A 12205-nucleotide genomic window follows, 5' to 3' on the forward strand; every position below is an offset into this window, starting at 1 on the left:
AGGGATAGCTATCAATATCAGAGCTGATTGCGCTTGTTATTAGATGTATTCAATATCAAATGTATTGAAACTGCATATTCATCAAGCGCAAGCTGCTATTCATTCAAAAGTCTTAGGCAGATTCGGGCATCAGCTCCAGGCGATAACCAAAACCGCGAATCGAACGCAATGCCACACCATGCGGCTCCAGTTTGCTGCGCAGACGCGAAACATAAACTTCCACCGCATTGGGTGTAATCTCGCGATCCCATCCGGTCAGCGCCTGCAGCAGCTTCTCCTTGCTGGCAGGCTTGGGAGCGTTGAGCAACAGATACTCGAGCACCGTCCACTCGCGCGGCCCCAGGTCAATGGGCAGCAGCTTACCCTCGGTTTCGCCTTCCTGGGGCAACTGGCGGGCGCCGGCACGGCGGCCGGCCGTATCCAGCTCGATGCAGCCAAAATTCAGCACCGCCGAAGTCGCCGCCTGAGAGCGGCGCATCAGCGCACGCAGACGCGCCAGCAGCTCGGGTAGCTCGAAGGGCTTGACCATATAGTCGTCAGCGCCCCAATCCAGGCCCTGCACCCGGTCCTGCAGCGCATCACGCGCCGTCAGGATCAGTACCGGCATGGCTTTGCTTTCCACATCGCTGCCGCGCAGACGGCGCGTCAGCTCCAGACCATTGATGCCTGGCAGACCGATATCGATTACCGCCACATCAAAGGCCTCCTGGGCCAGCACCTCCAGCGCACGCTCGGCGCTGCCCACCCAGTCGACGGCGTAGCCGGCATCGGAAAGACCCAGCTTGATACCGCTGGCCACCATCACATCATCTTCCACCAACAACAATCGCATTCGCTCACCTCATTGTCTTATCACCGTGCATAATGGCTTGGATCCCCTCGCAGGCTAAATGGCAAATTTTCTGTTGTACCACTCATATAGCCACCGCCCTATCGCAATGCCCGGCTTCTCAACCCAGTACCAAGACAGTACACCGAAAGCACAAGCCAGGGCAATTGCAAGCACACGATGCAATTGCACACCCATATCCGGATAAAAATACACGAGCAATTGCTGCACCGGCCACCCCCAAAGATAAACGCCATAGGATATATCAATCTTCAAGCGCCTTTTTATCATCCAGGAGCGGCTACAAACATAAAGAATCCCGAAAAACAAAGCACCATATAAAAGATAGTGTGCATAAGATGTTTGACGGAATCCAATATATAAAATACTCAAACCCAATACAGGCATCCAGCTAATACGGATATTGTTCTTGTACAAAGCCATCAAAGCACCAATGGCAAAGCAGGGAGCTAATGAATCGACTCCCGCATTTGAAGTCCGCCATGAAAACAGCAAGCGCTGAGGCAATAGCGGATCTACGCATATCAATGCCGTGATAAAAAGTGCCAGCCTTGGACTCCTGTGCACTCCCAAGGCGAATGCCGCAGCCAAAAGGCAATATGCACCTACTTCATAAGGTAAGCTCCATAAAGAGCCATTAACCGCGCTATTGCTTTGCCCAACAAAAACGCCCGGAAGCGAGAACTGAATCTGCATCTTTATATTGCCAAGCAGATACAGTCTGGCCTCAGTGCTCTCGAGGAATTCCTTCATGTCGACTGAAGTCACCATCGGCCCCAGTATAAAAACCGACACAAGCAATACAGCCAGCAAGGCAGGCCAGATACGCCATATTCGTGCCAATGCGAACTGTATGAGGCAACGCTTGCTCAGCAGGCTGTTGGTGACAACCAGCCCACTGAGAAAGAAGAATATCTTGACGGCCAGCGACCCACTGTAATCAAACGCCAACCACTCAGCCACCCAGTCCCCTTTCGCCAATTGAGGAGGCACAAGGGCATTCGCATGACCATAAATCACCATGCATGCGGCAATGAGTCGTACCACATCCAGATTATTGTGATCGCGCTGCAAAACATGGCTCAGCAGCACACCTGGTTCGGACGAAACATGCGCCGAAGATGGTCCAGCTAGAACATCCGGACCATCGAATTCAACGCGCTTCATCAATGGCTGCGAATCATGGTGCCATAAGCCTGCTCGGTCAGGATTTCCAGCAGCATGGAATGCGGCACTCGACCGTCAATGATGTGCACGGCATTGACGCCAGCCTTGGCAGCATCCAACGCCCCCGCAATCTTGGGCAGCATGCCGCCCGAAATCGTGCCATCGGCAAACAGACCGTCAATCTCGCGCGCCGTCAGGTCAGTCAGCAGATTACCGGCCTTGTCCAGTACGCCAGGCGTGTTGGTCAGCAGCACCAGCTTCTCGGCCTGCAACACCGTTGCAAGCTTGCTGGCAACCACATCGGCATTGATGTTGTAGCTCTCGTTTTCCTCGCCAAAGCCGATGGGGCTAATCACGGGAATAAAGGCATCGTCCTGCAGCGCCTTCACCACGCTGGGGTCGATGGCCACGATATCGCCAACCTGACCCACATCATGCTCGATGCTTGGATCCTTGTTGTCCACCATCTTGAGCTTCTTGGCGCGAATCAGACCGCCATCGCGCCCCGTCAGACCCACGGCCTTGCCGCCCGCCTGATGAATCAGACCCACAATGTCCTGCTGCACCTCGCCAGCCAGCACCCACTCCACCACTTCCATGGTTTCCGAATCGGTCACGCGCATGCCCTGGATGAACTCGCCCTTTTTGCCCAGACGTCCTAGCGCCGCCTCAATCTGAGGTCCACCACCATGCACCACTACCGGATTGATACCCACGAGCTTGAGCAGCACTACATCTTCGGCAAAGTCCGCCTGCAAGGCAGGATCAGTCATAGCGTTACCGCCATACTTGATGACCATGGTCTTGCCATGGAACTTGCGGATATAGGGCAGAGCCTGAGCAAGGATTTCGGCTTTGTCGCGGGGGGCGATAGAGATAGTGGAGGTCATGGAGAAAAGGCCGCTGGGCTCAAAATTTGATTGACAACGGCGGGCATTGTGCCGCAACGCAGCAGGAAAACCAAAAAAGGACTCGTGAACGATGACTGGAGGTAGCCGCTCAGACATTTTGACTCTTGCAGCGCAGAAACCCGACGATAGGGAACCTCTATAGTGAGCAACCCCAATTTCCAGCTATGCCTGTCAGAGCCTAAAACCTGCCAAGCATCGATTTCTGCAACAGCGCCCTTTAGCAAAGAATCGCAATGCATATTCAGACCCGACTACGCCTGCGGCTTCATGCACAACGTCCGCCATAGAGTCGGTGAGCGCCACAGTCGCAACAGGCTGGACACATGCCACAGCAAATGCCAGAACTGGTGGTGGCTTGCACGCTGTCCCGCGTGCACTACCCATGCTTCGGCACGCTGCAACCGACCGCCGGCCAGGCGCACGCGCAGACACAGATCCACATCCTCGCAGTACATGAAATACGCCTCGTCAAAGCCCTTCACCGTTTGCCAAATGGGCAAAGGCAGGACTATGCAGGCGGCATTGACCCAGTCCACCCGTCGTTGAGGACGCCTCAGAACCCAGCGTCGCCACAGCGCCAGCGGCGTAGGCGTTTCCCGCTCGCAGTCTTGTGGCAACCCCAGCTTATCCACTTGCTGTGGATAAGCGCAGCCCACGCCAGGCAGAGATGCGGCCTGCAACAAAGCCTCGAAAGGCTCCTGTCCGGCGATCAATTCCACGTCAGGGTTGAGCACGCAAACAAACGACTCCTGAGCACCATGCAAAGCCTGATTGTGATTGGCGCCAAAGCCTTGCGGTCGGCTATTGAACACCAGTTGCAACTGAAATGGCCAACCATTGGCTGGCGCCCTCAGCGCGGGCTCCGGCACATTGTGCGTCACCACCACACGTGCAATATGCGCAGCACTGCTGCGCGCCAACTGCTCCAGCAGAGCTTGCACTTGCTCGACATGCCCATGGCTGACCACGGACACCAGCAGACAGCGTGACTCTTTCACGTGCTCTTACTTGCTCAGACTCGCGTTAGCTTGGTCTACGCTGGCCCAACGGTCTTGGCCGGCGAGAGACTGCAAACGGATACGCGCCAGCAGATAGGCATAGCGGGCCTGGGCCAAATCACGCAGGGCCGTGGTGCGCTGCTGCTCGGCATTGAGCACATCCACCGTCGTACGCGCACCCGCCTGGAAGGATTTACGGCTGGACTCCACCGCTTGCTGGGCAGAACGCACCGCTTGCTCCAATGCAGCAATGCGCAGCACGCCTTCGGTCATCGCGCGATACTGTTCATGCACCTTGGTTCCCAGATCAAGCCGAGTCGCCTCCATGGCCTCACGCGCACGCTCACTATCTGCCACAGCCTGGCGCACGGTCGAATTAACATACCCCCCTGCATACAACGGCACCGTCAGTTGCACACCAATGAACTTCTGGTTGTAGACATTGTTCACGCTGGTCACAGTATCACTGTCCGAGCGCGACCAGCCCGCCACCGCATCCAGCGTCGGTTTGTGACCTGCCTTGGCTTTTTCAATTTCCATCTTCGCTGCGTCAAACTGTGCCCGCAGCGCGCGCAATTGCGGGCTGGTTTCCTCAGCTCTGGCAATCCAATCCTCCAAGTTTGCTGGCGCAGGGGGCGCTGGCTTGAATCCTTGCACATTCAAGTCCGCTAACGCATCCACAGGCTTGCCCACCAGCACTTCCATGCGTCGGCGCGTGAACTCCACATTCTGTGCAGCCTCCAACTCCTGGGCCCGCGACATATCGACACGTGCCTGGGCTTCATCGATATCCGTACGCACGCCCGTACCAGCCTTGAATCCCTTTTCAGCAGCGGCCAGCTGTACCGCATAAGCGGCCTTCTGAGCTGCTATCAAATCCAGTTGCGCTCGCGCCAGCAAGGCATCGAAATATGCTTCCGAAACCCGAACAACCAAGCTTTGCTCATCGCGCTCCAGAGAAGCATTTGCATCTTCGACCTGAGCTTCGGCCTGGCTCACCAAGGCACTGACATAGGGTCGGTAAATCGGCTGGCGCAACTGCAACACCTGATTGTTACTGTTGTAGTTGGTGGTATAGGAAACCGGTCCGTAAATGGAATCCGTACTCGTCCTCAGATTATTGCGGTTGGCCCCCGCATTGAAAGAGACATTGGGCAGCCGCTGAGACTTGGCCTGAGGCAGCTTCTCTCGCGCAGAATCTGCCGCTGCACGTGAAGCACGAATACTCGCATCGTTGCGCTCCGCGGCCTCATAAGCTTGGCGCAAATCCAAGGCCCAGGCAGGCGCTAGCAGCATACCGATGGCCAAGGCCACACAGGTACGCGCTACCAGCGGCCTGCTCTTGCCATTTGCCACAACAACACTATTCATGGTTTGCAAACGGTGCATACGTTCACTCCTCCGTCATGGACGCGGCCAGACGTTTGGTCAGCGGATGCAACAGATAGGTCAGCATAGTGCGCTCTCCGCCCTTAAAAATCACTTCAACCGGCATGCCAGGATGCAACTGACGCTGGCCCAGGCGCTTAAGCCCCTCGCCTGTCACCGCCACCCGCGCCAGATAATACGAATTGGTCCCTGTGGGGTCCGACAACAAGTCTCCCGAGATCGACTCAACCTCCCCCTGCACCACCAGTTGTGGCGAATTGGCAAATGACGAAAATCGTACGTCCACAGGCATGCCTGCACGCACGCGGTCGATCATGTGTGGAGCCACATGAGCCTCCAGCAACAGCGGCGCTCCCTTTGGCACAATATCCATCAACTTCTGGCCCGGCTGGATCACGCCACCCACCGTCTGTGCCGCCAGACCCACCACCTGACCATCGGCCGGAGAACGAATCTCCGTACGCTCCAGATCATTGCTCACCGCCCGATAGCGCTCGCCGTCAGTCAGCGCCTGGCGGCTTACATCGGCCAACTGGGTCTCAACCTCTTTGCGATAGTCTTGCTGCCGCGACAGCGCACGCTGGCGCAACTCCGCCACACTGCTCATCGCACGCATCGTATTGCCCTGCAGATCCGCCATGGAAGTACGAATATCCGCCTGCGAGCGCTCCAGCTCCAGTTGGCGGTTGCGTGGCGCATAACCCTCTTTGACCAACTCGCGCAGAGGACCCAATTCATCCTGCAGCAGTTGCAGTTGCCCCTTGCGGCTCTCCGCCATCATCTTGTAGGCCTGCAACTGGCCCTGTTGACCCTGAATGCTTTCCTCAATCGATTGCAGATCCGCCTTCAACTGCGCGCGGCGCGCAACGAACAACTGTTCCTGGTTCTGCACTAGCCGCTGAATCTGAGCATCCTTGGAAGCCGCCTCCCCCAACTCAGGGGCAAACTGAATCTTGGCCGCACCTGCTTGCTCTGCCTGCAATCGCCCCAGCATGGCCAGCACGCCAAAATAGCTCTGACGCACCCCCTCATAGTTGGCCTTAGCCACCGCATCATCAAGCTTGATCAGCACTTGGCCCTGACGCACCTCATCGCCCTCGCGCACCATCACCTGCTGAACAATGCCGCCGCTCAAGTGCTGAACCGCCTTACGCTTGGTATCCAGCGCCACCGTCCCCGGTCCTGGCACCCCTTCGTCCAAAGGAGCCAGAGCAGCCCACAGCAGAAAACCACCAAATCCAATACCCAACGCCCATAGGCCTACGCGCCCGGCGCGGCCCAGGTCCGTCTTTCCATGCGCTGCAGCATCCGCAGCATCCGTGGGAGCTGCAGGTAGCAAGTCTTTGTTTTCAGAAATCAAGGAGTTAGCCATATATCAAACTCACATAAGGGAAGGACCCAAAGCCTTCCCGGAAAAATGTCGAAGAAGAGAAATTAGGCGAGCGCCGGCACACCTTCGGTCTTGCCAGCAGGAGCTGCTGCAGCACGCAAACGCTGCAGCACCACATCACGCGCACCATCAGCCTGCACGATCCCGTCCTTCAGAACCACCAGCCGATCTGCAACCGCCAGCACTCCAGGCCGGTGGCTGATCAACACCACGGCACTGCCCTTGGCCTTCAGCTCTCCCACCACCGTCACCAGCGCTGCCTCGCCCACATCGTCCAGGTTGGCATTAGGCTCATCCAGCACAACCAGGCGCGGTTCACCATAAATCGCTCGGGCCAAGCCGATACGCTGACGCTGCCCTCCAGACAACAGTCCACCGCTCTCCCCTATCGGAGAGTCATAGCCCTTAGGGAAACTTAAAATCATTTCGTGTAGACCTGAAGCCTGGGCAGCAGCAATCACCCGAGCGGCATCGACTTCACCCATGCGAGCAATGTTTTCGGCGATAGAGCCATCAAACAGTTCAATGTCCTGAGGCAAATAGCCGATAAACGGCCCCAGTTCATCTCGATTCCAACCTGCCAGCGGCCGCTCGTCCAGCAGCACCTCTCCACTCATATGAGGCCATGTTCCTACCATGCAGCGGGCCAGCGTCGATTTACCCGACCCCGACGGTCCTAACACCACCGTGACCGTTCCCGGCTCCACATCCAGGCTCACGCCTTTCAAAATAGGCTGCTCACGTGTCAATGCCACCGCTACCACATCGCGCAGGCCCAGTCGTCCCGAGGGTGCTGTACGCGACAAAGCAGGATCATGTCCTGGGTTGTCCTGCAAAAGCTTCTCCAGCCGGTCAAATGCCCCCTTAGCTCCCATAAATGCCCTCCAGACATTGGCCAGCGAATCAATGGGAGCCAACGCACGAGACATCAGCACATTGGCCGCGATCATCGCGCCCGGAGACAGCTGGCCATCAATCACCAACAGCGCCCCCAATCCCAATGCCAGCGACTGCTGCGTATAACGGATGAACTTGCTGATCACGGCCAGACGCTCACTCACATCATGCGCATGACTTTGTGCGCCCAACATCTTCTCGTAGCGCTTGAGCCAATGTCCTCTCAGGTTCTCCACCATACCCATGGGCACCAGTGCCTCGACATTGCGTAACTTGCCCTGCAGATATTCCGCAGACTCTCTGCTCGCCTCCTGCGCCCTCTCCGAAGGAGCCACCGCCTTGCGGTGACCGAACCAGACCAAAGCCCCCTGCACCAATGCAAAGCCAATCGAAGCCCAACCAAGCATAGGGTGCAGCAGAAACAGCACCGCCATATAAACAGGTGTCCAGGGTGTATCGAACAACGCAAAAATGCCTTGTCCCGTCAAAAACTGACGCAACTGCACCAAGTCGCCAAAAGCCCGTGTCGACGCCACGCCCGGCTGCTGCAAATTGGTCTCGAAGCTGGCATGAAAGACTCGGGAGCTCAGCACCGAATCCAGACGTTGTCCCGAGAGCACCAGTACACGGGAGCGCATCCACTCCGCCCCAGCCATAACCAAAAACAGAAACAGCGTGATCAGCGACATCGCCAGTAGCGTCAGCTCGCTGCGACTGACCATCACCCGGTCAAAGACCTGAAGCATATACAGCGTAGGCGCCAACATAAGCACATTCGCCACCATACTCAGCACCGCTACCAGCACGAACTCCCGGCGAAACAGCCATAGCGCGCGCGTCAGTTCACTGCGCTCAAAAAAAGCAGGGGAACTCATTAATGTGATCTTTCAAAAAAACAGGCAAGCCGGCCCACTCAGCAAAGATTTACGCGGCACGCGCCAAAGTGCCCGCAGCAGGCGCACGCGCAGCCGCATTCAACGCAGCCAACACTTCATCGCGCGGACCAAAGGCCTGCTGCTGACCGTCACGCATCACCAACAGCTTGCTGGCCACGGATAAAACGCTAGTACGGTGCGTGATCACCACGATCGTGGCGCCCCTTGAACTCGCCTGCACAATAGCTCGCGCCAGGGCTGCATCGCCTTCCTCGTCGAGGCTGGAATTGGGCTCATCCAACACTACATAAGTCGGCTCGCCATACAAGGCTCGAGCCAGAGCCACGCGCTGACGCTGACCGCCAGACAGGCGAACACCACCAGGCCCAACCTTGCATTCATAGCCACCTGGCAGGGAGGAAATCAGCTCATGCAGGCCTACAGCGCGTGCAGCCTGCTCCACGAGTTCCTGATCCGGTTTACCGAAGCGGGCGATATTCTCAGCCACCGATCCTTCAAACAGCTCCACGCCCTGAGGCAGGTAGCCGATATACGGACCGACCTCAGCCTTGTCCCAGCCGTAAAGATCCACCCCGTCCAGCCTAACCTTGCCACTCATGGACGGCCACAACCCAACCAGCAAGCGCGCCAAAGTAGTCTTACCCGCCGCGGAAGGCCCAATCACGGCCAACACATCGCCGGGCTGCAATTCAAACTGTGCGCCACGGATGATGGGCTGCGCAGAACCCGGGGCTCCGGCCACCAATTGCTCCACACGCACCGCGCCCTTTGGGGCAGGCAGAGGCATTGCTGGAGCCTGTGCTGGCACCGCCTGCAACAGTTTGGAGAGGCGACTCCAAGCATCACGCACATTTACCACCCCGCTCCACTGGGCCACCACCTGCACCAGTGGCGCCAGCATTCGCCCCCCCAGAATTGAGCCGATGATCATCATGCCCGGACCACCATGCAAATCGTTATGCAGCAACAGAAAGCAGCCCAACCCCAGCAGTAGCGAACTCAAAGTGTTCTGTACCAGACGAGTCACCGCCTGAAAGCCACCGGCCGCCTGAGATGCCTGCGCATGCAATTGCAAGAACTTGCGTTGACGCTGCACCCAACGCGAATGCAAGCTGCGCAGCATGCCCATCGCGTGAATCACTTCGGCATCGCGCAAGGCTCCATCCGCGTAGCGCTGCGCCTCAATGGCCGTCTGGTTAGCCTGCATCAGCGGCGGCTTGGTGCTGCGCTCATTGAGCCAAGCCACCAGAGCCTGTATCGTGCCAAAGACCAGGGCAGAGACTCCCAAATAGGGGCTGATCAAAAACAGCAGCACGCCCATCAGCAAGGCAACAGGAGCTTCCAGAATCGCCAATATCGACGGCGAGTGAAAAAAGTCGCGCACTGTCCGCAAATCATTGAATGCCTGCTGCGAGCCCAGGGCCGAACGCTGGGCTCCAGCCTGAAACACCGCATCAAATACGCGCCTGCGCATGCGCTTGTCAAAGGCTTCGCCTGCCTCGTACATCACATGCGCACGCGCCCATTCCATCACCTCCAGCAACACATACGCCAGAATCACCGCCAGCGTCAGCATCGCCAGCGTCATATGACTGCGGCTGTTCACCACACGGTCATATACCTCCAGCATATATCCTGAAGGTGCCAGCACCAGCACGGCAGAAAACACGCTGAACCATGCCGTGCGCACAAAATAAGGGCGCAACTGCGCCAGCACCGCACGCAACTCTGCATCTTCGCTCTGATTCGTTCTCATATCGACTCTTCAACCAGTATGTATTCGGGAATCTCCGCCACCGGATCGCTGTGACCTTGCACCTGCGCCTCACCCAACAGGAAAGACAAGGCATAACCGCGCTCAGCATCCCCTTCCAGCACAATCTCGCGCATCTTCTGCTGCTGAAAACGGGTTTCGTCGCGCGGATCCAGCATCAGCTGAAAGCGCATTCGCCCATCCAACGTGAACATCGACAACTGCCCATCCTTCAGGCTCAACGTATGGCGGTCGAAATACACCGGGCAGGTGTCCGCAAAACGCAGCAGCGGCAGGCCCGCATCGCCCAAGCGCTCCAGATGAAAAGGGCTTGCTGGATGCTGAAACACCACCCGACATGTCCGCGACACCGAATAAATGGCGTTGCACACCATCTGCGAACCCATTTCGGGAAACTCGTCACGCAACTGGCGATAGGTCAAATGGTGCAATGCCACCCGGTTCCAGACCTTGGTGCTACGCACCACAGGCGCCAGCGCATTGCACAACCGTGCAAAACCGTGCTGCAAAGCCTGCAAGCGCATGACTTGCTGCGGCGTCACGTTCAAGGGAATGCGAAGAATGTCATCCATGTCTGACGCGCAGTCTAGCAGTAATTCCTATATGAAATTCATATAGGAAGTTAAAACTCCGCATCCGTGGCAAAAAAACCGCATCAAACCCATAGGCTGGGTACGGGATGGCTTCCCTGGAATAAAAAATCAGGAGTAAGAAAAGCAAAAAACCGGCGCTGCGCATGGCGCAGGCCGGTGAATATGGTGGTGCCCATGGCGGGAATCGGACCCGCGACCTCTCCCTTACCAAGGGAGTGCTCTACCACTGAGCCACATGGGCGAATGCCGTACATGCATGCACGGACATTGATTTGAAACCTAGCTGAATGGCTCCCCGACCTGGGCTCGAACCAGGGACCTGCGGATTAACAGTCCGTCGCTCTACCGACTGAGCTATCGGGGAAAACAGGGAAAAGACTTCAAACGAAGCCGCGCATTATAGCCTGGACTTTGAGCAGCAAATCAGAACTTGCTCCAGTCAATGCCGTCGAAGCTGATGCTGCCCGAGCTGGTGCTGGGCGCTGCAGCTTCGTTGTCCACCAGCACGCTGTCCTGCAGATTGGCCAGCGACACGCGGTGGGCATAGGCCAGATCCAGTGCACCGCTGCGCTGCAGGGCGGCAAGGCTGGCGTCACCCAAAGCATTCAGGCGCTCGAAGTCGACCACGCGCAGACCGGTCAGGCCCACGGGCTGCCCTTGCTTGCTGGCGACCACCACCTGGCGCGCTACCAGTAGATCAGCAGCCTCCAACTGGGCCACCAGGGCCAGCGTACGCTGGCTGTCTTGCTCCATCATCGCCAGCACGCGCTGCACATTCTGCAGCACGGCGGTGGGCTGACCGTCGTCGGTAAACAGGCGCTCGCCCTGGTCAGCGCTGAGGTGGGGCGCATCGGCATCAATGACCACAATGTGCTCGATGGCCGAGGCCGCTTCAGCCCCCTCGGTGCCGGGGGCCGTGACTTCACTCATCACAAACGGGTAGCGACGGAAATGCGCGGGCACATAGCGCGCCATCCAGTGACCGGAGTCGCGCACATAGGCATTGTGGCCGCGCGCACGCCCCAGCAGGGCCAGCGGCAGGGAGCCGCTCTGGTCCGAAAACACAATGGCGTACTCGCGCGCCACCATATCAGCCTCACCCGAGACAATGGGCGCAAACAGCTGCTGGGCGGCAAAGTGATAGGGCTGGCTGGCGGCATAGCGCAGCTGGCGATGGGCGGCGCTATCGAGGGCGCGGGGCTGCTTGAACAGGTCTAGGGTATCGCTCATAAGAACCTTCTCTCCAAAAACAAAAAGGCCGCACCCCGTTTGCACAGAGCGCGGCCCGGGTCAGTGGACTGCAAGACTGCCGAACGCCTAAGGACCCACGGCAGCCTTGC

General features: G+C 57.8%; 10 protein-coding genes and 2 tRNA genes. All 12 read right to left on the reverse strand.

Features of this window, described 5'->3' with window-relative positions; all coding sequences use genetic code 11:
- Positions 1–112: 112 nt before the first annotated feature.
- Positions 113–832 carry a response regulator transcription factor gene (locus QMY55_RS20700; RefSeq protein WP_283485991.1) on the reverse strand — a complete coding sequence of 240 codons (720 nt, stop codon included), beginning with the start codon at positions 830–832 and terminating at the stop codon, positions 113–115.
- A gap of 54 nt (positions 833–886) precedes the next feature.
- The gene (locus tag QMY55_RS20705; protein ID WP_283485992.1) at positions 887–2017 is read right to left on the reverse strand and encodes an acyltransferase family protein; all 1131 of its coding nucleotides are present in this window, start codon (positions 2015–2017) and stop codon (positions 887–889) included.
- Entirely contained in the window at positions 2017–2907 is an 891-nt protein-coding gene (argB, locus tag QMY55_RS20710; protein WP_283485994.1) for an acetylglutamate kinase, read from the reverse strand. Before argB ends, QMY55_RS20705 begins: the two co-directional genes overlap by 1 nt.
- Before the next feature lie 272 nt (positions 2908–3179).
- Positions 3180–3926 carry a glycosyltransferase family protein gene (locus tag QMY55_RS20715; RefSeq protein WP_283485995.1) on the reverse strand — a complete coding sequence of 249 codons (747 nt, stop codon included), beginning with the start codon at positions 3924–3926 and terminating at the stop codon, positions 3180–3182.
- Positions 3927–3932: 6 nt separating this feature from the next.
- The gene (locus QMY55_RS20720) at positions 3933–5315 is read right to left on the reverse strand and encodes a TolC family outer membrane protein (protein WP_283485996.1); all 1383 of its coding nucleotides are present in this window, start codon (positions 5313–5315) and stop codon (positions 3933–3935) included.
- A gap of 4 nt (positions 5316–5319) precedes the next feature.
- On the reverse strand, positions 5320–6687 hold the full coding sequence (locus QMY55_RS20725; RefSeq protein WP_283485997.1) for an HlyD family type I secretion periplasmic adaptor subunit: 1368 nt from the start codon (positions 6685–6687) through the stop codon (positions 5320–5322).
- A gap of 62 nt (positions 6688–6749) precedes the next feature.
- On the reverse strand, positions 6750–8477 hold the full coding sequence (locus tag QMY55_RS20730; protein WP_283485998.1) for a type I secretion system permease/ATPase: 1728 nt from the start codon (positions 8475–8477) through the stop codon (positions 6750–6752).
- 49 nt (positions 8478–8526) lie between these two features.
- On the reverse strand, positions 8527–10254 hold the full coding sequence (locus QMY55_RS20735) for a type I secretion system permease/ATPase (RefSeq protein WP_283485999.1): 1728 nt from the start codon (positions 10252–10254) through the stop codon (positions 8527–8529).
- Complete coding sequence (locus tag QMY55_RS20740) at positions 10251–10796, reverse strand: hypothetical protein (RefSeq protein WP_283486000.1); 546 nt, start codon at positions 10794–10796, stop codon at positions 10251–10253. Before QMY55_RS20740 ends, QMY55_RS20735 begins: the two co-directional genes overlap by 4 nt.
- A gap of 235 nt (positions 10797–11031) precedes the next feature.
- Positions 11032–11106, reverse strand: a tRNA-Thr gene (locus QMY55_RS20745).
- 47 nt (positions 11107–11153) lie between these two features.
- Positions 11154–11229, reverse strand: a tRNA-Asn gene (locus QMY55_RS20750).
- A 59-nt stretch (positions 11230–11288) separates the two neighbouring features.
- Complete coding sequence (locus QMY55_RS20755) at positions 11289–12095, reverse strand: SapC family protein (RefSeq protein ID WP_283486001.1); 807 nt, start codon at positions 12093–12095, stop codon at positions 11289–11291.
- Positions 12096–12205: the final 110 nt, after the last annotated feature.

The sequence above is a fragment of the Comamonas resistens genome, from assembly GCF_030064165.1.
GTDB lineage: Bacteria > Pseudomonadota > Gammaproteobacteria > Burkholderiales > Burkholderiaceae_C > Comamonas > Comamonas resistens.